Origin of the sequence: Pseudarthrobacter sp. NIBRBAC000502771, from assembly GCF_006517215.1 — a bacterium.
In the GTDB taxonomy this organism is placed as follows: Bacteria; Actinomycetota; Actinomycetes; order Actinomycetales; family Micrococcaceae; genus Arthrobacter; species Arthrobacter niigatensis.
This window is the reverse complement of the sequence record NZ_CP041187.1, coordinates 3,060,739-3,080,537: the sequence shown is the minus strand read 5'-3', so window position 1 is coordinate 3,080,537 and position 19,799 is coordinate 3,060,739. Positions and strand designations below refer to the sequence as shown.

General features: G+C 67.4%; 19 protein-coding genes. 3 read left to right on the top strand and 16 right to left on the bottom strand.

All coding sequences use genetic code 11. The features are described 5' to 3' along the window. Nucleotides 1–107 precede the first annotated feature (107 nt). Nucleotides 108–1,370, top strand: coding sequence for a PrsW family intramembrane metalloprotease (locus tag NIBR502771_RS14430; RefSeq protein WP_141160349.1), 1,263 nt, complete (start codon nt 108–110; stop codon nt 1,368–1,370). 71 nt (nt 1,371–1,441) lie between these two features. On the opposite strand, the gene nusB is transcribed toward NIBR502771_RS14430, so the two are convergent. From nusB to NIBR502771_RS14360, 14 genes are all read right to left on the bottom strand, one after another. Further along, nucleotides 1,442–1,852: a transcription antitermination factor NusB gene (gene nusB / locus NIBR502771_RS14425; RefSeq protein ID WP_141160348.1), complete on the bottom strand. Its 411-nt coding sequence runs from the start codon at nt 1,850–1,852 to the stop codon at nt 1,442–1,444. Continuing rightward, the gene (efp, locus tag NIBR502771_RS14420; protein ID WP_141160347.1) at nt 1,852–2,415 is read right to left on the bottom strand and encodes an elongation factor P; all 564 of its coding nucleotides are present in this window, start codon (nt 2,413–2,415) and stop codon (nt 1,852–1,854) included. The genes nusB and efp overlap by 1 nt, the downstream gene beginning before the upstream one ends. A gap of 171 nt (nt 2,416–2,586) precedes the next feature. Further along, nucleotides 2,587–3,105, bottom strand: coding sequence for a tetratricopeptide repeat protein (locus NIBR502771_RS14415; protein WP_141160346.1), 519 nt, complete (start codon nt 3,103–3,105; stop codon nt 2,587–2,589). Continuing rightward, nucleotides 3,105–4,196 carry a 3-dehydroquinate synthase gene (aroB, locus tag NIBR502771_RS14410; RefSeq protein WP_141160345.1) on the bottom strand — a complete coding sequence of 364 codons (1,092 nt, stop codon included), beginning with the start codon at nt 4,194–4,196 and terminating at the stop codon, nt 3,105–3,107. Before aroB ends, NIBR502771_RS14415 begins: the two co-directional genes overlap by 1 nt. Then, a complete protein-coding gene (locus tag NIBR502771_RS14405; RefSeq protein WP_246839679.1) occupies nt 4,193–4,702 on the bottom strand; it encodes a shikimate kinase in 510 nt (169 codons plus the stop codon). The genes aroB and NIBR502771_RS14405 overlap by 4 nt, the downstream gene beginning before the upstream one ends. A gap of 59 nt (nt 4,703–4,761) precedes the next feature. Continuing rightward, nucleotides 4,762–5,961, bottom strand: coding sequence for a chorismate synthase (gene aroC, locus NIBR502771_RS14400; RefSeq protein ID WP_141161573.1), 1,200 nt, complete (start codon nt 5,959–5,961; stop codon nt 4,762–4,764). Nucleotides 5,962–5,984: 23 nt separating this feature from the next. Continuing rightward, nucleotides 5,985–6,845 carry a shikimate dehydrogenase gene (locus NIBR502771_RS14395; RefSeq protein ID WP_141160343.1) on the bottom strand — a complete coding sequence of 287 codons (861 nt, stop codon included), beginning with the start codon at nt 6,843–6,845 and terminating at the stop codon, nt 5,985–5,987. Then, a complete protein-coding gene (gene mltG, locus NIBR502771_RS14390) occupies nt 6,842–8,551 on the bottom strand; it encodes an endolytic transglycosylase MltG (protein ID WP_141160342.1) in 1,710 nt (569 codons plus the stop codon). Before mltG ends, NIBR502771_RS14395 begins: the two co-directional genes overlap by 4 nt. Then, a complete protein-coding gene (ruvX, locus tag NIBR502771_RS14385; protein WP_141160341.1) occupies nt 8,548–9,147 on the bottom strand; it encodes a Holliday junction resolvase RuvX in 600 nt (199 codons plus the stop codon). Before ruvX ends, mltG begins: the two co-directional genes overlap by 4 nt. A gap of 7 nt (nt 9,148–9,154) precedes the next feature. After that, the gene (gene alaS, locus NIBR502771_RS14380) at nt 9,155–11,833 is read right to left on the bottom strand and encodes an alanine--tRNA ligase (protein WP_141160340.1); all 2,679 of its coding nucleotides are present in this window, start codon (nt 11,831–11,833) and stop codon (nt 9,155–9,157) included. Nucleotides 11,834–11,958: 125 nt separating this feature from the next. Beyond that, nucleotides 11,959–12,189: a DUF6167 family protein gene (locus NIBR502771_RS14375; RefSeq protein WP_246839678.1), complete on the bottom strand. Its 231-nt coding sequence runs from the start codon at nt 12,187–12,189 to the stop codon at nt 11,959–11,961. Between the two features lie 17 nt (nt 12,190–12,206). Further along, nucleotides 12,207–12,581 carry a DUF948 domain-containing protein gene (locus NIBR502771_RS14370; protein ID WP_141160339.1) on the bottom strand — a complete coding sequence of 125 codons (375 nt, stop codon included), beginning with the start codon at nt 12,579–12,581 and terminating at the stop codon, nt 12,207–12,209. A 146-nt stretch (nt 12,582–12,727) separates the two neighbouring features. Further along, a complete protein-coding gene (gene rpsD, locus NIBR502771_RS14365) occupies nt 12,728–13,354 on the bottom strand; it encodes a 30S ribosomal protein S4 (RefSeq protein WP_009357431.1) in 627 nt (208 codons plus the stop codon). A gap of 169 nt (nt 13,355–13,523) precedes the next feature. After that, nucleotides 13,524–14,978, bottom strand: a complete 1,455-nt coding sequence (locus NIBR502771_RS14360) for a replication-associated recombination protein A (RefSeq protein WP_141160338.1) — start codon at nt 14,976–14,978, stop codon at nt 13,524–13,526. Nucleotides 14,979–15,041: 63 nt separating this feature from the next. Here NIBR502771_RS14360 and NIBR502771_RS14355 point away from each other — a divergent pair, with 63 nt between their 5' ends. Then, entirely contained in the window at nt 15,042–15,707 is a 666-nt protein-coding gene (locus NIBR502771_RS14355; protein WP_141160337.1) for an acVLRF1 family peptidyl-tRNA hydrolase, read from the top strand. A 41-nt stretch (nt 15,708–15,748) separates the two neighbouring features. Here the strand turns inward: NIBR502771_RS14355 and NIBR502771_RS14350 are convergent, their stop codons facing one another. Beyond that, nucleotides 15,749–16,513: an N-acetyltransferase gene (locus NIBR502771_RS14350; RefSeq protein ID WP_141161571.1), complete on the bottom strand. Its 765-nt coding sequence runs from the start codon at nt 16,511–16,513 to the stop codon at nt 15,749–15,751. Nucleotides 16,514–16,635: 122 nt separating this feature from the next. Continuing rightward, entirely contained in the window at nt 16,636–18,432 is a 1,797-nt protein-coding gene (gene aspS / locus NIBR502771_RS14345) for an aspartate--tRNA ligase (protein WP_141160336.1), read from the bottom strand. Nucleotides 18,433–18,529: 97 nt separating this feature from the next. Between aspS and NIBR502771_RS14340 the strand changes: the two genes are divergently transcribed. Continuing rightward, nucleotides 18,530–19,792 (top strand): APC family permease, encoded by a 1,263-nt coding sequence (locus NIBR502771_RS14340; protein ID WP_141160335.1) that lies wholly within the window; start codon nt 18,530–18,532, stop codon nt 19,790–19,792. Nucleotides 19,793–19,799 lie beyond the last annotated feature (7 nt).

Genomic DNA, 19,799 nt, shown 5'->3' with positions numbered 1-19,799 from the left:
ACGGACTTTCCCGGTCCGGTGCCGCGGGAACGCGGCGCTGATCACATTCCAGCGGTCCGATGCGGGGGTTCTTTGTGGTGCGGAGGTACGCGCCTAGGCTTTCGGATATGGCGATGTACCCGCAGCAACCCCCTTCCGGGCTTCCCGACGACCCCTACCGCGGCACGCCCGGCCCCCTGCCGCAGCAGGCCAATCCCAGCTGGATGGGCCACGTACACCCGGAGCACTACCGGACCGCCCCGGGCCACCAGGGCCAGCCGCTGGCCGTGATGGCCCCTGCCCGGGCAACGGCGCCGCGGACCCGCGGCGGCCTGGCAGGCCTGTCGGTCGCCGGCGGCATACTGGCGTTCCTCAGCCTGTTCCTGGTGGTGCCGTTCCTGCTGTCCAACACCGGGGCCGCAGGCTTCCTGATCGGCTTCCTGGCGTCCCTGGTCCCCCTGGCCGTGGTCCTGGCCGCCGTCCACATCATCGACAGGTGGGAGCCGGAGCCCAAGCGCCTGCTGTTCTTCGCTTTCACGTGGGGTGCGGCGGTGTCCGTTGCCGTGACGCTGTTGATCCAGCCGTTCTTCGTCTTCGCGTTCCAGTTCACCGGAGAACCGGACCTTCGGACCTACATGGCAACAGTGCAGGCGCCCATCGTTGAGGAATTCGCCAAATCGCTTGGATTGTTGATCCTCCTCCTCGCGGCGCGCCGGCAATTCGACGGCCCCGTGGACGGCGTGGTGTTCGCCTTCACCATCGCCGGCGGATTCGCGTTCACCGAGAACATCCTCTACTTTGGCCGTGCCATTGCAGAGTCCGCATCCCCTGCCGGCGGCCTCGCCCAGGTCTTCTTCCTCCGCGGCGTCATGTCCCCGTTCGCCCATGCGATCTTCACCGGCACCACGGGCCTGGTGATGGGTTTCGCCGCCCGGCGCTGGCATACGGGCGCATCAATCGGTGCATTCTTCGTGGGACTGCTGCCGGCCATGTTCCTGCATAACAGGTGGAACAGCATGGGCCAGGGGTTCCTGCTGGATTACATCGTGGTCCAGGTACCGATCTTCCTGCTCGCCGTGGCCGGCATCATCTTCCTGCGGGTGGCCGAGAAACGCCTGACCCGCCAGCGCCTGCTGGAGTACTCGGCCGCGGGCTGGTTCACCCCGGCCGAAGTCCAGTTGCTGGCTACGGTGGGTGGCCGGCGCACGGCCCTGGCGTGGGCTGCAAGGTCGGGACGGAAACGACAGATGAAGCAATTCCTGAAGGCAGCCACCCAGCTGGCCAACACCCGGCAGCGCATCCTCAGTGGACGCGACGTGCCGCTGCACCAGGCCGAAGAAAGGCAGCAACTCCAGCACATCCTCTCCCTGCGCGCGGCGGTGGCCGGCTGACGACCGGCCGTCAACGCAGAAGGCCCCGCCGGTGGCGGGGCCTTCTGCTGTTACGGTGCATTGTCCTTGGGTCAGGCGAGCAGTGAGGGCTTCAGCTGCTGCAGCCGGCCCAGCAGGCCGTTGATGAACTGCGGAGACTCGTCGGTGGACAAGGTCTTGGCCAGCGCAACTGCCTCGCTGACCGCCACCCCGTCAGGGACGTCGTCGTTGTACAGGAGTTCCCAGGTGCCAATGCGCAGGATGATTCGGTCCACGGAGGGCATGCGCTCCAGGGTCCAGCCCTGCGAGTAAGTCTCCAGGAACTCGTCGATGGCCGCCTGCTGGGAGACTACGCCTTCAACGATTTCAAGGGTGTAGGGGTTGACCACCTGGTCGGTCTTTTCGCGGCGTGCGCGAAGCACGTCGAACGCCGAAACAGAGCGCTGCTCCGCTTCGAAAAGAACATCCAGTGCCCTGCTGCGGGCTTTACCGCGGGCGCTCACTACTCAGAAACCCGGCCCAGGTAGCTGCCGTCGCGGGTGTCCACCTTGACCTTGGTGTTGTTCTCGATGAACAGCGGGACCTGGATTTCGTAGCCGGTCTCCAGGGTGGCCGGCTTGGTGCCTGCGGAGGAGCGGTCGCCCTGCAGGCCCGGCTCCGTGTAGGTGATTTCGAGGACGACGCTTGGCGGCAGTTCGATGTAGAGGGGGTTGCCGTCATGGATGGCAATGTTGACCATCTGGTTTTCGAGCATGAAGTTGGTGGCGTCGCCAACCGTGGCGCCGGAGACGGTGATCTGGTCGTAGTCGGAGGTGTCCATGAAGACGAAATCCGCACCGTCCTGGTACAGGTACTGGTAGTCACGGCGGTCCACGGTGGCCGTCTCGATCTTGAGCCCGGCGTTGAACGTCTTGTCAACAACCTTGCCGGACATCACGTTGCGCATCTTGGTCCGCACAAAGGCGCCGCCCTTGCCGGGCTTGACGTGCTGGAATTCGATGACGTTCCAGAGCTGGCCCTCGAGCTTCAGGACCGTTCCGTTCTTAATGTCGTTAGTGGTTGCCACTGGTTTCCTCTGGTTTCTTTGTCTGGCCGCGTGGTCAGATGCTGTATGCCGGGCGGGCACGCCGCAACGGCCCGCCTGCACGTGTTTGTCAAAAATCGCGTGGATGCAAAAATTCCACAACCATTCTACCGGTAAATACCGGGAAGCCTTTCCGGTGCTGCGGGACGGGGCTCAGCAGGCCAGGTCCAGGACGTCCCGGGCGCGCTGCAAGGCCACGGTGGAGGAGTAGATCTGGGCCGCATCCGCTGACTGTGCCACCCGGAGGTCCAGGGCCTTGGAGAAGGACTCAACGGCGGCCGAGGTCTGGCCGGCCGCGTATTGGGTGCGTCCCAGGTATTGCAATGCGGGCGCTTCGCGGGGTGTCCCGTGCACCTCGGCGACGAGCTGGCGGAACAACTCGATGGCGCGGTCCATCCGGTGCGAGACGCTCAGCACCTCGGCCTCGAAAAGGCGCAGCCGGAATGATTCCGGGTCCTTGAACCGGGCTTCGGCAAGCAGTTCGGCGGCGTCGGAGGCATGGCCCTCCACGAGCAGCACGAAGATCGGGTCGGCAGGGTCGGTGGAGGCAGCCAGGGCCTCCCTGACCGCGTCCTCGTTGATGATCTGCGCGCGCAGGGTATCCGGGTTGATCCTGATCCCCGGGAAGCCGGCCTCTGGCCAGTCAGCGGTCCCACTCATGTCGCCCTGCATCAGGAAGCAATCTCCTGGTAGGCGGCAAACAGCAGCGACGTGTCCGGGACGTCGAGGATTCCGGGCTTGGCGATGCCGTCCAGGACGACGAAGCGCAGCAGGTCCCCCCGGGATTTCTTGTCACGGCGCATACCGTCGAGCAGGCCCTGCCACCGGTCCCGCCGGTAGGTGACAGGAAGCCCAAGCCCGTCAAGGATGCTCCGGTGCCGGTCGGCGTCGGCATCGCTGAGCCGCCCGACGCTGCGGGCGAGTTCCGCGGCGAACATCATCCCGACGGACACGGCGGCCCCGTGCCGCCAGGAGTAGCGTTCCACCAGTTCGATGGCGTGGCCCAGGGTGTGGCCGTAGTTCAGGATCTCCCGGAGGCCGGATTCCTTGAGGTCCTCGGAGACCACCTTCGCCTTGACCGCAATGGCCCGTTCAACGAGTTCGCGGAGCGCTTCGGAGCGGGGGTCCACCACCGCGGCGGGGTCCGTTTCGACCAGGTCAAGGATGGCGGGATCGGCGATGAAGCCGCACTTGATGACCTCGGCGAGGCCGGAAATCATCTCGTTTTTCGGCAGCGTGTCCAGCGTGTCCAGGTCCGCCAGGACGGCAGCGGGCGGGTGGAAGGCACCCACCAGGTTCTTTCCCTCAGCGGTGTTGATGCCGGTCTTGCCGCCCACGGACGCATCCACCATGCCCAGCAGGCTGGTGGGCATGTGGATGACCTTGACCCCGCGCAGCCAGGTGGCGGCGACGAAGCCGGCGAGGTCGGTCACCGCGCCCCCGCCCACGGCAACAATGGCATCGGAGCGGGTGAAATCATTCTGGCCGAGGACCTGCCAGCAGAAAGCGGCCACCTGGATGTGCTTGCCTTCTTCCGCGTCCGGGATTTCGGCGGTGAGGGAGGTGAAGCCGGCAGCGGCGAGTTCGTCCCGGACAGTGTCTCCGGTGAGGCGCAGGGCACGGGGGTGGATCACCAGGACCCGCCGGACGCGCTCCCCGAGCAGCCCGGGAAGGTCACCAAGCAGGCCGCGCCCGACGACGACGCCGTAGTTGTTGCCGGCACCTTCGCCGGTGACGTTGATGACTGTTGATTGCGTGTTCACTTTTCAACTTCCTGTTTGGCAGCTGCGTGGTTCCGCAGTGCTGCTTCCAGCCGGCCGCCGAGCTCAGGTATTGAGCCGTGGCGGACGTCCAGGGTGATGTCGGCCAGCCTCTCGTAGACCGGCCTGCGGGTGGCGAACATTGCCGTCCAGCGGCCCATGGCATCGCCGGCGAGGAGGGGACGGCCGGAGTTCCGGGCTATCCGGTCCGCCACGGTATCGGCGTCGCACTCCAGGTACACAACGGTGCAGCGGCTGATCAGTTGCTGCGTTCCCGAGTCGAGTACAGCCCCGCCGCCCAGCGAAATTATCGTGGGTGTGCCTTCGGCTTCCTCGACGGCGTCGGCGACGGTCCGGGCCTCGATCTCCCGGAACGCGTGCTCGCCGCGTCCTGCGAAGATGTCCGCGATGGACCCGTGGCCGGCCACGATCACCGCGTCCGTGTCGATGAACCTGGCGCCCACCTGCTGGGCGAGCTGCTGTCCGATGGCCGATTTTCCCACGGCCATCGGGCCGATGAGCACTATCGGCCGGTCGCCGAGAGGTCCGGGACTGCTGCGGTGGAGCACTACTGGCCGATCGAGTCCAGGGATGCCGGGATGCTGTCCAGGTAACCCTTGATGTTGCGCGCGGTTTCCGCCACGGAGTCACCGCCGAACTTTTCAATGACGGCTTCAGCGAGGACCAGGGCCACCATGGCCTCGGCCACCACGCCGGCAGCCGGAACTGCGCAGACATCCGAGCGCTGGTGGTGTGCCTTGGCCGGCTCGCCGGTGCTGACGTCGATGGTCCGCAGGGCGCGCGGAACGGTTGCGATGGGCTTCATGGCTGCGCGGACCCGGAGGACATCGCCGATGCTCATGCCGCCTTCGATGCCGCCGGCGCGGTTGCTGGCGCGGACAATGCGGCCGTCGCCGTCCCGGACGATTTCGTCGTGGGCAGCGGAGCCACGGCGTGCAGCGGTCAGGAAGCCGTCGCCGACCTCAACCCCCTTGATGGCCTGGATGCCCATGAGGGCGGCCGCCAGCCTGGCGTCGAGGCGGCGGTCCCAGTGCACGTAGCTGCCCAGTCCGGGCGGTAGCCCGTACGCCAGGACTTCCACCACGCCGCCCAGGGTTTCGCCTTCCTTGTGCGCAGCATCCACTTCGGCCACCATGGCGTCCGAAGTTTCGCGGTCGAAGCAGCGCAGGGGGTCCGTGTCCAGGGCGATGACGTCACCGGGCACGGGCAGCGGGCGGCCTTCGGGTACCGTCACGCTGGCGATGGACACGGTATGGCTGACAAGTTCAATGCCGAGGTGCTTGAGGAACTGGGCCGCGACGGTCCCCAGTGCCACGCGGGTGGCGGTCTCCCGTGCGCTGGCGCGCTCCAGCACCGGGCGGGCTTCGTCGAAGCCGTACTTCTGCATGCCCGTGAAGTCGGCGTGCCCCGGGCGCGGCCGCGTCAGGGGCGCGTTGCGCGCCTGGTCGGCGAGGAGTCCGGGTTCCACCGGGTCGGCGGACATGATCTGCTCCCACTTGGGCCATTCGGTGTTCGCCACCTGGATGGCGACGGGACCGCCCTGGGTCAGGCCGTGCCGGACACCGCCGAGGATAGTGACCACGTCCTGCTCGAACTTCATCCGGGCCCCCCGCCCGTAGCCAAGCCGGCGGCGGGCCAGGGAGTCTGCGATGTGGCCGCCGGTGATTTCCACACCGGCGGGGACGCCTTCAATAATTCCCATCAGAGCCGGGCCATGGGATTCACCGGCAGTCAACCAACGCATAATTTCCATCCTGCCACGTAGGGCGGTCAGAACGCCCGCCGGGCAAGGCCGACTGCGTCACACATCACATCTATGACAGCTGCATTAACGTCTTCCCCGCGCCGGGTGAAGAGCCGCACCTGTTCCACGGCCTGGTACAGCAGCATTTCCAGGCCGGGCACTACGGCACCCCCGCCGGCCTGCCACACGGAAGCAATCAGGCTGGGCCACGGATCGTAGGCAACGTCCAGCAGGACGCCGGGGGTCCTGGTCTTCAGCGCCGCAATTTCCGCGGCGAGTCCATCTGCCGCGCGGGGCGGCAGGGTGGAAATGACGACGTCGGCCTCCGCAGTGGGACGGGCGGCCGCAGCCAGCGGACGGATTTCGAGGGCCACGTCCAGGCTGTCAGCGGCGGAGCGGACCTCCGACGTCCGGGACGCATCACGGACAAAGACCTGCACGGTGCCGGTGCCCAGCTCCTGCAGGGCAGCGATGGCCGATGCCGCTGTTCCGCCGCCGCCGAGGATGACGGCCGACGGGGCCGCCTTGGTGCCGGCGTGCCGCAGGGCGTTGACGATGCCTGTGACGTCCGTATTCGAGCCCACAGTCTTCACGCTGCCCGCCGATTCCTCGAACGTTACGGTGTTGACCACGCCGAGGGTCCCCGCCACCCCACGTACCTCGTCCACCTCGTCCAGCATGGCCGTCTTCAGGGGCATGGTCACCGAGAGGCCCCGCCAGCCCGGCTGGTCCCGGATCTGTCGCATGAACGCTGGCAGCAGCGCCTCCGTGACGTCGATGGCCGTGTAACTGATGCCCGCCCCGAGCTGCCCGTAGGCGGAGAGGTGCAGCGCCGGGGACTTCGAGTGGCTGATCGGGTGGCCAAGGACGGCAGCCCGCAGGCTCATGTGCAGCGGCCCGCGTTGGCCTGGCACCACGCGTTGTACTGCTCAACGTAGGTGTTGTGTTCGGCCAGCGTCTTGGCGAACTTGGTCTCCTTGGTGTCCAGGTTCACGGTCACCCAGTACAGGTAGTCGTTGGCCTTGGGCCGGGCGGCAGCGTCGATGGCGGTCTTGCCCGGTGAGCCGATGGGCCCGGGCGGCAGTCCCGGATTGGCGTAGGTGTTGTACGGGTTGGACTTGTCCTTCCGCTGCTCATCAGTGAAGTTGAAGCTCCGGGTGCCCAGGCCGTACGTGACGGCCGAGTCAACCTGCAGGAACCCGCCGGTCTGGTCGTTGGGCTTGAGCCGGTTGTAGATGGCACCGGCCACATCGCCGTAGTCGGCCTGCCCGCCTTCGGCCTGGACGATGCTTGCCACAATGACGGCCTCGTACTGTTTGGCCGGATCGGTGATGCCCTGGGATACCAGTTCGTCGGTGGTGGACTTCACCAAGGCCTGCAGGATGTCCTTGACAGGGGTGCCCAGCGGAAAGCGGTACTCGCCGGGAGCGAGGTAGCCTTCGAGGTTCTTGGCGTTGGCCGGTAGGCCGAACTGGGCCGGTTGGTTGCTGAGCGCCTGAAGTTGCTGCATGGACGCTCCGGAGCCCTCGGAGATCGCCTGCAGGGACTCGCTGATCCGCAGGCCCGCACTCAGCGCAAAGTAGATGACTTTGGTCTTGTCCTTGCCGGCCAGGACATTGACGGCATCGGCGTTCTTCATTTCGTTCTTGAAGACGTAGTCGCCGGGCGACAAGGTTGCCCCGGAGGCACGGAACGCCTGCATGAAAGTGTCCGCGTTGGCTACGACACGCTGGTTTTCCAGCTCGGTGGCGACGGAGCGCGTCCCCTCGCCGCTGGCAACGGTCACGTGCACCTCGCCGGTTCCGGGACCGGGAAAGTCCGATGGCTTCCCGTCGCCCAGCAAAGGTTTGAGGAACTGGGCGCCTACGGCGACCGCCGTCACAAAGACAGCAAGGGTCAGGAACAGGGCCAGCAGCCTGCGGCGGCGCCGGACCTTCTTGGACGGCCGCTTCACCACTTCAGCGGACGCTGCCGGGAGGATTCCGGCCACCGGGTCCACGTGCGCCGACTCCGGGTGGGTGTCGCCGTGGTGGTAATCCGTCGACCCGTAGTGGCCGTGCACGTCCTCCTCATGGTGGAGGTGGCTGTCCTGGTGCGGGACGTCGTGGTGGTGTGCGTCGGCGTAGTGGACCTCGTCCCCGTGGTGCGGGACGTCGTCGTGGTGCGCCGCTTCCCCATGGTGCGCGTCGGCGTAGTGCACCTCGTCCTGGTGGGCGGCGTCGTCATGGTGCGCCGCTTCCCCATGGTGCGGTACGTCGTCGGGGTGGCTCGGGGGCGGCGGCGCGCCGGCGGCACCTTCTTCGGAGGTGCCGTGCACGGCGTGGTCGTCCTGGATGGACGGTGGCGTTTGCGGTGCTGCCGGGACCTCTCCAGTAACGGGATGCGGGGCAAAGGTGGGCGCGGCCGCCGCGGCGGCAGGAGGTGCCGCCGGTGGCGGCGGGACGTCACCGGTTTCGTAGGCCTGCTCGGGCACGGCGTCGTGGCCTCCGGTGTTGAGGCTTTTCTCCCGGGCCCGCAGTTCCTTGCGGGTCAGTGGCCTCCCGGCCCCGGGGTCCAGCGGACCGGAGGTGTCGTCAATGTTGGCAGGGCTCACTGTTGCCTTCCATTATCTGAAGATTGGTTCGTGTCCGCGGGGATGGCGCGGACGGGCTGGTCCGCCCCACCGGCCCCCAGGTCCACGGACGGGGATGGCGCTGTCACGCGTGAGCCGACATCCGCTCCCCTGGCTTTCTGCATGTCGATGGCGTGCTGAAGAATACCCGCCGCCGCGACCTGATCAACTACTTTACGGTGGTCCCTGCTGCTCATGCCAGCTTCGTGCAGGTTCCGGTGGGCCGAGACACTGCTGAGGCGTTCGTCCACGAGGTTAACCGGAACTGCCAGGCCGCGGCCGGCAAGCTCGGTTGCCAAAAGCAGTGCATAGTCGGCCGCCATCCGGGCAGACGCGTGTTCCTCGCCCTTCATGGTTTTGGGGAGGCCGACGATGACCTGAACGGCTCCAAGCTCTTCCGCGAGCTTGGCGATCACGCGCACGTCCGAATTCTTTTTAGCGTTCCGGTCGAGGGTCTTATAGGGCGTGGCAAGGATCGAATCGCGGTCGCAGATGGCCACCCCTACGCGGACGGTGCCGACGTCCACCCCCAGCTTCACGCCCTGGGGGTAGCCGCCGTCAGCAACAGCACTGGTCATGGCCCGGTTATCGCCTTGAGATGGCGTCGACGACGGCTGCCAGGGCAGCGCCGACCTTTCCGGCGTCGGTTCCGCCGCCCTGGGCGACGTCGTCCTTGCCGCCGCCGCCACCACCGAGGACACCGGCGGCGACCCGGACCAGGGCACCGGCCTTAACGCCTGCCTCCCTGGCGGCCTCGTTGGTGGCCACCAGGATCAGGGGACGGTCATTGGCGACGCCGGCGACGGCAACGGCCGCCGCACCGGAACCCAGGCGGTTGCGGAGGTCGAGGGCCAGCCCGCGGAGGTCGTCCGCGCCACTGACGGTGCCGGCGTCATGGGCCAGCACCTGCACTCCACCGGCGTCGCGGGCGGTGCTGACCAGCTGGGCGGCCGACGCAGCAAGCTGTTCCTTGCGGAGCCGGTCCAATTCCTTCTCCGTGGCCTTGAGCTTGGCCAGGGTTGCGGAAATCCTGTCGGCAAGCTGGCCGGACGGAACCTTGAGCAGATCAGTCAGCTCAGTCACCAGCGCGCGTTCGGCCGCAAGGTGGCGGAAGGCCTCCATGCCGACAAACGCCTCCACGCGGCGGTTCCCTGAACCTACGGACTGTTCGCCCAGCAGGGACAGGCTGCCGATCAGCGAGGTGTTGGCGACGTGGGTGCCGCCGCAGAGCTCGCGGGACCAGGCGCCGTCGATTTCCACCACCCGCACTTCGCTGCCATAGTTCTCGCCGAAGAGCGCCATGGCACCGAGGGCCTTAGCCTCGGCCAGCCCCATGATCTTCGTTTCCACCGCGTAGTTGTTGCGGATGGCAAGGTTGGAGACCTCTTCGATCTCGGACCGCGTAGCAGTGCTCAGCCCCTCGCCCCAGGCAAAATCGAAGCGCAGGTAGCCGGCCTTGTTGAAGGATCCGCGCTGGGTGGCTTCCGGGCCCAGGATCTGGTGCAGGGCGGCGTGCACGATGTGCGTGCCGGTGTGCGCCTGCTCGGCGGCATGGCGGCGTTCACGGTCGACGGCGGCGCGCACCAGGGAGTCTGCGCCGATTTCACCTTCGCGGACAACCGCCTTGTGTACGCTCAGTCCCTTCACAGGGCGCTGGACGTCCAGGACCTCGACGACGAACCCGTCACCGGTGATCAGGCCCGTGTCTGCGGCCTGGCCGCCGGCTTCGGCGTAGAACGGCGTCTCGGCAAGCACGAGTTCGATCTCGTCACCGGTGGACGCCTGCTGGACCTGCCGGCCCGCGCTGAGCAGTCCGCGGACGCGGGATTCGCCTTCGAGTTCGGAGTACCCGGTGAAGACTGTCTCGCCCTGGCCCAGGATTTCCTGGAAGACGCTGACGTCGGCGTGGCCGCCCTTCTTGCCCTTGGCGTCGGCCTGGGCGCGCTGGCGCTGTTCCTGCATGAGGCTGCGGAACGCCGCCTCATCAACCTTCAGGCCGGCCTCTTCGGCCATCTCAAGGGTGAGGTCGATCGGGAAGCCGTAGGTGTCGTGCAGGGTGAAGGCATCCTCGCCTGACAGGGGCTTGTTGGCCGCCTTCGACTCCTTGACCGCGTCCTCGAGCCGGGCGGTGCCGGAGGCGATGGTGCGCAGGAATGCCTTCTCCTCGGCGTAGGCGATGCGGCTGATCCGGTCGAAATCGGTCGCCACCACCGGGTAGACGCCCTTCATGGCGTCGCGTGAAGCCGGCAGCAGGTGTGGCAGGCAGGCCTGCTCGACGCCGAGGAGGCGCATGGAGCGCACGGCGCGGCGGATGAGGCGGCGCAAAACGTAGCCACGTCCTTCGTTGGACGGCGTGACCCCGTCGGAGATCAGCATGAGGGCCGACCGGACGTGGTCTGCCACCACGCGCATGCGGACGTCGTCGGTGTGGTGCGGATCGTCCTCGGTTTCCGCGGAGGTGTACTCCTTGCCGGAGAGTTCGGCGGCCTTGTCGATTACGGGGCGGACCTGGTCGGTCTCGTACATGTTCTCGACGCCCTGCAGGATCATCGCGAGGCGTTCCATGCCCAGGCCGGTATCGATGTTCTTCTTCGGCAGCTCTCCAACGATGTCAAAGTCGACCTTGGAGCGGACGTTCTCGATCTGGTACTGCATGAACACGAGGTTCCAGATCTCGATGTAGCGGGTCTCGTCAGCCAGCGGTCCGCCTTCGATGCCGTAGGCCGGTCCGCGGTCGTAGTAGATCTCGGAGCAGGGTCCTGCCGGGCCGGGCTGGCCAGTTGACCAGTAGTTGTCCGACTTGCCCATGCGCTGGATGCGTTCGGCGGGGACGCCGGTGTTCTTCAGCCACAGCTCCTCGGCCTCGTCGTCCTCCTCATAGACGGTCACCCACAGCTTCTCGGGCGGAAGGCCGTAGCCGCCGTCGTCAACGCCCGTGGTGAGCAGCTCCCAGGCGAACTTGATGGCGTCTTCCTTGAAGTAGTCGCCAAAGGAGAAGTTGCCGCACATCTGGAAGAAGGTGCCGTGCCGGGCGGTCTTGCCCACTTCCTCGATGTCGCCGGTGCGGATGCACTTCTGGACACTGGTGGCGCGGGAGTATGGTGCTTCCTCGCGCGCGGTGAGGTAGGGAATGAACGGGACCATGCCGGCCACCGTGAACAGCAGCGAGGGGTCGCTGGAGACCAGCGATGCGGAGGGAACCGCGGTGTGGCCCTTGCTGACAAAAAAGTCCACCCAGCGCTTTGTGATCTCCTGCGACTTCATGAGCTGTTTTCTTACCCTTCTTGGTCCGCGCCGATGGGGCACGGGTCTTTCGTTCAGGTGGCCTGGCCCCGGATAGGGGGTCCTGCCGGTTGTTGGCTGGCTGCCGGTGTTGAGCCCTGCCGGGCCTAGCGGCGGACCACTTCAGCGGACTCGATGCCCAGGGCGGACCTCAGGTCTGTTTCCCGTTCCCGCATCCCGGCGCGGACGGCGTCGGCGAAGTCGTAGACCCCGTCGGCCAGCCGGCCCACAGAGCGGTTCAGCCCTTCCGGCCCCAGGCTGGCCTGGGCTTGGCTCACTTTTCGGAAGGCAATGACGCCGATGGCCACGCCGATTCCCATCCAGACAATTCTCTTCATGTTTATTCTTTTCGGATCTAGCGGCTGCGGCGCCCGGCGGCGGGCTTCCGTCGGTTGGCGAAGGCGCTGCGGACGCCGTAGCTGAAGGCGGCAACCTTGATCAGCGGGGAGCCGACCGTTGCGGCGACCAGCGAGGACAGCGCGGAAATGTTGGCCGAGGCATCCGAGACGTTGGACGAGATGCCGTCCACCTTCTTCAGCTGCTGGTTGGTCGTGGAGACGGTGGCCGTGACCTCGTCCATGAGGGGCGTGGCGCCGTCGCTCAGGGACCTGATGGTGGTCCGCACCTCATCGAAGACTTTTCCCAGCTTCAGGATGGGGACCGCAAGCAGCAGGACCAGGAGCGCGAACACCCCGGCAGCGATCAGGCCGGCAATATCGCCACCAGACATAGACGTTCATCTCCTCGAAATTCCGTGGTTGGGTTCCAGCCTGCCCGCGACCGCAAAGGGGCGCCGCGCAGATGTCCCCCAAGTACCTTACATACAAAGAAGCCCGCGGCGCTTGCCACGGGCTTCTTTGGGTACGCTGCTGGGATTTAGCGTGCGTAGAATTCGACGACGAGCTGCTCTTCGCAGGTCACCGGGATCTCGGAACGCTTGGGGCGGCGGACCAGGCGGGCCTGCAGGGCTTCCAGCTTGACGTCCAGGTAGGCCGGAACGGCAGGCAGGACGTCGCGGTGGGCGCCGGCTGCGGCAACCTGGAGCGGAACCATGGTTTCGCTGCGGCTGTGGACGTGGACCAGCTGGCCCTCGCCGACGCGGAACGACGGACGGTCAACGCGGACGCCGTCAACCATGATGTGGCGGTGCACAACCAGCTGGCGGGCCTGGGCGATGGTGCGGGCAAAACCGGCACGCAGCACCAGGGCGTCAAGGCGCATTTCGAGCAGTTCGATGAGGTTCTCACCGGTCAGGCCCTTGGTGCGGCGGGCTTCTTCGAAGGCACGGGTCATCTGTGCTTCGCGGATGCCGTACTGTGCACGCAGGCGCTGCTTTTCGCGCAGACGTACGGCGTAGTCGGAGTCCTGCTTCTTGCGGGCGCGGCCATGCTCACCGGGGCCGTACGGACGGCGCTCCATGTACTTGGCGGCCTTGGGGGTCAGGGCAATGCCGAGGGACCGCGAGAGGCGGGCCTGACGGCGAGCACGAGTGTTGTTAGCCACTTGTGTCCTTCCAATATCTGCGGTGTGTCAGTGTTACTGGCCTCCACGATGGAGAGCATCGGCCAACCGCTGCCTTTTGCTACTGGGCACAGGGCATAACCTTGCCAAACTGAATTGGGGAGATTGTGCGTCCGCGCCTTGCCAGACAAAGATTCAGCTTACCACGCCATCACGTGCCCCGGACAATCCTCCGCAGGCGCTCCAGCCGTTGGGCGATGTCCCGTTCAGCACCGTTGCCGGTGGGCTGGTAGTAGTCGCGGCCCACCAGGTCATCGGGCGGATACTGCTGGGTGGCCACTGCGTGCGGCGCGTCGTGGGCGTACTTATAGCCAACACCGTGGCCCAGCTGCTTGGAGCCCGGGTAATGGGCATCGCGCAGGTGGGCGGGAATTCCGACGCCGAGGCCGGCCCGGACATCTGCGATGGCTTTGTTGATGCCCATGTAGGCGGCGTTCGACTTGGGGGCGGTGGCGAGGTGGACCACAGCCTCCGCCAGGATGATCCGGCCCTCGGGCATGCCAATGAGCTGCACGGCCTGTGCTGCTGCTACGGCGGTCTGCAGCGCGGTGGGATCTGCCATGCCCACGTCCTCGGCCGCGGAGATGACGATCCGCCGGGCCACGAACCGGGGGTCCTCCCCCGCCTCGAGCATCCGGGCAAGGTAGTGCAGGGCCGCGTCCACGTCGGATCCCCTGATGGACTTAATGAACGCGCTGGCCACGTCGTAGTGCTGGTCCCCGGCACGGTCGTAGCGGACGGCGGCCGCATCCAGGGCGCGCTCGGTGTGGCGCAGCTCCACGGTGACCGGCTCTTCGGCGACAGGTTCGGAAGGTGCGCCGTCCTCCCCCGCTGGACGTTCGACGTCGTCCGCGTCACCGAAAGCGACGCCCGCAGCGGCTTCCAGGGCGGTAAGCGCCCTGCGGGCGTCGCCGCCGGACAGCCGGACCAGGTGCTCCAGGGCTTCCTCGCTGAGCCGGACCTTGCCGCCCAGCCCGCGCGGATCCTCCACGGCCCTCACCAGGAGGCCCTCGATGTCCGCATCCGTCAAGGGCTTGAGCGTGAGGAGCAGGGAGCGGGAGAGCAGCGGCGAGACCACCGAAAAGGAGGGGTTTTCCGTGGTGGCAGCAACCAGGACCACCCACCGGTTTTCGACGCCGGGCAGCAGGGCGTCCTGCTGGGCCTTGTTGAAGCGGTGGATCTCGTCCAGGAACAGCACCGTGGTGGTCTTGTAGAGGTCGCGGGCGGTCAGGGCGTCGTCCATGACCCGCCGGACATCCTTGACGCCGGCAGTGATGGCGGACAGCTCGACGAACTTCCGGCCCGGTCCCCGCGCAATGACGTGCGCCAGCGTGGTCTTGCCGGTGCCCGGAGGGCCCCACAGGATCAGGGAGCTGGGTCCGGCCGGACCGGCGGCGTCCGCGCCCGCCCCGGCCGCCAGCTGGCGCAGCGGCGAGCCTTGGCCGAGCAGGTGCTGCTGGCCCACCACCTCGTCCAGGGTGCGGGGCCGCATGCGAACGGCAAGCGGGCTGCGCGGCGAACCGTTGCCCCGGGAACCGGCGCTCTCCCTGGCGGCGGGACGGTCGTCGTCGTCGTTTTCTGGCCCGTTCCCGAAGAGATCATCCACATAGATAGGCTACTTGCAGTCCGGCACCTGCTTTTCCCCTCCCCCTGACCGCAAGGAACCGCCATGCACGCCCCCGGCCACTCCGGCGCCCAGTCTTCCGTGAGGACAGCATTCGTGTCCGGCCCGCGGCTGCCGGGCTGGGCGGAACGCTTCGGCACCTCCCACGGCGGTTACCGGTTGCAGGACGGCGACGACGGCCTGCTCCTTGTGGCGGCCGACGGCGCGGAGGCGCTCCTGCAGGCTCCGTGGCCGGCCGATGGTCGTCCGGGCCGCGGCACCGGACCGCTGGAGCGGCTCGCTGCACTTGCTTCCCAGCCGCGCCGGCTGGGACTGCTGCTGGTGAGGCGGGGCGGATACGGCATCGGGGTGGCAAGTGAGGGCGTCCTGCTCGCATCCAAGGCGGGCACCCGGTACGTCCAGTCCCGCACCGCGGCGGGCGGCCAGTCCCAGCAGCGCTTTGCCCGCCGCCGTTCCAACCAGGCCGATGCCTTGGTGGGTGCCGTGGCGCAGCAGGCCGTGGAGGTGTTCCGCGGGGCGGCCTTTGAGTATGTGGTGCCCGGCGGCGACAGGACCCTGGCGGACCTGGTCCTTGCCGAGCCGCTGCTGCGCGGGTACGCACGCTTGCCGCGCCTTGCCTACCTGGACGTTGCCGAGCCCCGGACCGCCGTGTTGAAGAAGGCCGCGGCGGATGCCTGCTCGGTCCGGGTCACGGTGACGGATCCGGGGTAGCGGCCGGCTGCCGGTTCCCACGGTTTCCACCCCGGCTGGGGTCAGCAGCCGGTGGGGGCGCGCCGGGGGCGCTCCTGACGGTACAGGTAGCGGCCGGCTTCGCGGAAGCCTGCCTTCGCGTACAGCTCCTGCGCCCCGTGGTTCGCTGCCGTGACCAGCAGCCAGAAACCGTGCACGCCCCGCGCTTTGCCGGCATGAAGCAGGGCCTGCAGGATGGCGACTGCGAAACCCTTGCGGCGCGCTTCCGGAAGGGTGGCCATGCAGTACAGGCCGCCCTGCCCACTGCCGTCAGGGAGGGCAAGGCGCCCGACGGCGGCTGGCCGCCCGTCGCCGTCACGCGCCAGCGCATACAAGGAGGGACAGCCCTTGAGGATTTCCCTTGCAGTCACCAGCGCATCGTTGCCGCCGCGGCCGTCCACGTCCCACCAGACCCGCAGCCACTCCCCCGACGGTTCCGTTGAAAGTTCCACCGCCGGCGCTTCGTCTCCGGGGATCCGGACGTGCATGGCACTGCGGGTCATGACCAGGGTCCCGGACTGGCGGGTGAAGCCCTCCGCGTCCAGCAGCCGGTGAAGCGCGGACGCCGGCGGGGTGTCGAAGAGCTGGAAGATGACCGGGAGGCGGCGGCTGCGGTACCAGGCCCTGGCCTCCCTGAGCAGGCCCGGGAGGTCGTCGCTGCCCTCGTCGCCATCGCCCGGTGCCCTGTGCGGCCAGATGGAGTTGGCCCGCTGGGTGACGCCCGCGGCCGCCCGAAGGGTCCATCCTCCGGCTACGTGGCGTTCAAGGGCGGGCCATGCCGCGTCCATGGCGGCTTCGAGGCCCAGGGGCACTGGCTGGACCGGGCTTGCTGTGGTCACCGCTGTTCCTTCCTTAACGGCAGGAGGTCCCCCGGGTGGACCGGGGAACCTCCAAAGCTTGCGACCGTTTACTACTGCTGGCCTTCAGGCTTCTTCACTTCCGGTTTCTTGGCCTCCGGCTTGAAGTCCACGCCCGCTTCCTTGCGCTGCTGCGGCGTGATCGGGGCCGGGGCCTCGGTGAGGGGGTCATGGCCGCCGCCGGACTTCGGGAAGGCGATGACGTCGCGGATGGACTCGACGCCCGCCAGCAGCGACACCACGCGGTCCCACCCGAAGGCAATGCCACCGTGCGGGGGCGCGCCGTACTTGAAGCCTTCCAGCAGGAACCCGAACTTGGTCTGGGCGTCTTCCTTGTCCAGGCCCATCAGTTCGAAGACGCGTTCCTGCACTTCGCGCTGGTGGATACGAATGGAGCCGCCACCGATTTCGTTGCCATTGCAGACGATGTCGTAGGCGTAGGAGAGCGCCGATTCGGGATCCTTGTCGAACGTGTCAAGGAATTCAGGCTTGGGCGAGGTGAAAGCGTGGTGCACTGCAGTCCACTGGCCTCCACCGACGGCAACATCACCCGACGCGACGGCAGCGGCGGCGGGTTCGAACATGGGTGCATCCACCACCCAGCAGAAGGCCCAGTCAGTGGGATCGATCAGGCCGGTGCGGTGGCCGATTTCCACGCGGGCGGCACCCAGCAGGGCACGCGACGGAGTCTTTTCCCCGGCGGCGAAGAAGATGCAGTCGCCCGGTTTGGCGCCCACGGCGTCGGCGAGTCCCGCGCGTTCGAACTCGGTGAGGTTCTTCGCCACAGGGCCGGCGAGCTCGCCGTCTTCCTTGTACAGGACGTACGCGAGGCCCCTGGCGCCGCGCTGCTTGGCCCATTCCTGCCACGCGTCCAGGGCGCGGCGCGCCTGCGAAGCACCGCCGGGCATGACGACGGCGCCCACGTAGGGAGCCTTGAACACGCCGAAGTTGGTGTCCTTGAAGAATTCGGTGAGCTCGGTCAGCTCCAGCCCGAAGCGAAGGTCCGGCTTGTCGGAGCCGTACCGGGCCATCGCGTCCGCGTACGTGATGCGCTGGATGGGCGTGGGAATCTCCACCCCGATGAGCTGCCACACTGCCTTGACGATGTTCTCGCCCAGCCGGATGATGTCGTCCTGGTCAACGAAGCTCGCCTCGATGTCCAGCTGGGTGAATTCCGGCTGCCGGTCCGCGCGGAAGTCCTCGTCGCGGTAGCAGCGGGCGATTTGGTAGTACTTTTCGAACCCGCCCACCTGCAGCAGCTGCTTGAACAGCTGCGGGGACTGCGGAAGCGCGTACCAGGAACCCGGAGCCAGGCGTGCCGGAACCAGGAAGTCACGGGCGCCCTCCGGCGTCGAACGCGTGAGGGTGGGCGTCTCGATCTCCACGAAGCCCTCCTGGTGGAGCAGGTCGCGCGCCACCCGGTTGGCCTCGGAACGGAGCCGCAGGTTGCGGCTGGGGCCGGGGCGGCGCAGGTCCAGGTAGCGGTGCTTGAGGCGGGCTTCCTCGCCGACTTCCACGTGTTCGTCAATCTGGAACGGCAGGGGGTCGGAGGTGTTGAGGATGGTGACGTCCTCGGCGATGACCTCGATCCCGCCGGTGGCCAGCGCCGGGTTCTCATTGCCTTCGGGGCGCTTGGACACGGTGCCCGTGACCTGCAGGACGTACTCGTTGCGCAGTCCGTGGAACACTTCCTCCTCGCGGACCACCACCTGGGCCACGCCGGAAGCGTCACGCAGGTCGACGAATGCCACACCACCGTGGTCACGACGGCGGCCCACCCAGCCGGCCAGGGTTACGGTTTGTCCAATGTGCTCGGAACGAAGGGATCCGAGGTCATGTGTGCGCAGCACAGCACGCCTTTCTGCGGGAAAACAGTGGGAAGTTCAATATGATCGTTGCGGGAACGATCCCGTCCGAGTTTACCCGCTGGAAGGGCAATGCCACCGCATGAGCGAACCGCAGCAGCTGCAGCGCAGGCTCGGGACCTTTGACGCCACCGCGATCGGACTCGGGTCCATGCTGGGCGCCGGGGTATTCGTGGTCTTCGCTCCGGCTGCCGCGCTGGCCGGAAACCTGCTGGTCCTCTCCGTGCTCGTCGCGGGTGTGGTGGCGTACTGCAATGCCGTCGCGTCTGCCGCCCTTGCGGCCATTTACCCCACCAGCGGCGGGACCTACGTGTACGGCAGGAACCAGCTCGGCGAATGGCCGGGCTTCCTGGCCGGCTGGGGTTTCGTCACTGGCAAGACAGCCTCCTGCGCGGCCATGGCTCTGACGTTCGGCAACTACGTGGCACGGGATTACGCGGTCCCGGTGGCGGTGGCCGCTGTCGTGGCGCTCACCGGAGTCAACCTGCTCGGCATAACCCGGACCGCCCTGCTGACGCGCATCCTGCTGTGCATGGTCCTCGCGGCGCTGGTGTTCGTCGGGGTTGCTGCGTGGCTGGGCCCGCACGCCGGGGCCGGACCCGCCGGGGCGCCGTCGGACAATCCGGCGGGGGTGCTGCCGGCGGCAGGCCTGGTGTTTTTCGCTTTTGCCGGCTACGCCCGGATCGCCACGCTGGGCGAAGAAGTCAAGGACCCTGCCCGGGCCATCCCCAGGGCCATCCTGGCAGCCCTGGCAGCCGCCTTCGCCATCTACCTGCTGCTGGCATGGCTCCTGCTTGCCCACCTCGGAGAGCGGCTCGGGACATCCGCGACACCGCTGCTGGACGCCGTACTCGATTCCCGTCTTGCCCCTGCCGCGCCGCTGGTGCAGGCCGGCGCTGCCGCCGCGTGCCTGGGCGCCCTCCTCGCACTGATTACCGGCGTGGGCCGGACCACCCTGGCCATGGCACGGGAACGCGATCTTCCGGGCCCGCTGGCAAAAGTGGGCGGCAGCCATACCGTTCCGTATGTGGCCGAACTCGCCGTGGCCGCCGTCGTGATCCTGCTCCTGGTGACCACCAACGTGATCACCGTGGTGGGCTTTTCAAGCTTCGGCGTGCTGGTCTATTACGCCGTTGCCAACGCCTCCGCCTTCACGCTGGCAACGCACCCCGGGTACGCCCCCCGCTGGCTGAACGTCCTCGGCTTCCTCGGCTGCGCCGTCCTGGCCTTCACCCTGCCCCGGGCTTCGGTCCTGGCTATGGCAGCGGTCCTGGCCGCTGGTGTCGCCGGGCGCGCGCTGGTGCTGCGTTTCCGGCAGCCCCAGCGCCAGCGTCCCGGGCCCTGAGGTCCTG

Excerpts from the sequence above, each read along its gene's own strand:
- NIBR502771_RS14370 (WP_141160339.1), bottom strand. The coding sequence starts at position 12,581 with ATGTCTGGTGGCGATATTGCCGGCCTGATCGCTGCCGGGGTGTTCGCG.
- alaS (WP_141160340.1), bottom strand. The coding sequence starts at position 11,833 with ATGAAGTCGCAGGAGATCACAAAGCGCTGGGTGGACTTTTTTGTCAGC.
- NIBR502771_RS14430 (WP_141160349.1), top strand. The coding sequence starts at position 108 with ATGGCGATGTACCCGCAGCAACCCCCTTCCGGGCTTCCCGACGACCCC.
- NIBR502771_RS14355 (WP_141160337.1), top strand. The coding sequence starts at position 15,042 with ATGCACGCCCCCGGCCACTCCGGCGCCCAGTCTTCCGTGAGGACAGCA.
- NIBR502771_RS14350 (WP_141161571.1), bottom strand. The coding sequence starts at position 16,513 with ATGGACGCGGCATGGCCCGCCCTTGAACGCCACGTAGCCGGAGGATGG.
- NIBR502771_RS14405 (WP_246839679.1), bottom strand. The coding sequence starts at position 4,702 with ATGGCCGTGGGAAAATCGGCCATCGGACAGCAGCTCGCCCAGCAGGTG.
- NIBR502771_RS14340 (WP_141160335.1), top strand. The coding sequence starts at position 18,530 with ATGAGCGAACCGCAGCAGCTGCAGCGCAGGCTCGGGACCTTTGACGCC.
- NIBR502771_RS14415 (WP_141160346.1), bottom strand. The coding sequence starts at position 3,105 with ATGCAGGGCGACATGAGTGGGACCGCTGACTGGCCAGAGGCCGGCTTC.
- NIBR502771_RS14375 (WP_246839678.1), bottom strand. The coding sequence starts at position 12,189 with ATGAAGAGAATTGTCTGGATGGGAATCGGCGTGGCCATCGGCGTCATT.
- ruvX (WP_141160341.1), bottom strand. The coding sequence starts at position 9,147 with ATGACCAGTGCTGTTGCTGACGGCGGCTACCCCCAGGGCGTGAAGCTG.
- NIBR502771_RS14395 (WP_141160343.1), bottom strand. The coding sequence starts at position 6,845 with ATGAGCCTGCGGGCTGCCGTCCTTGGCCACCCGATCAGCCACTCGAAG.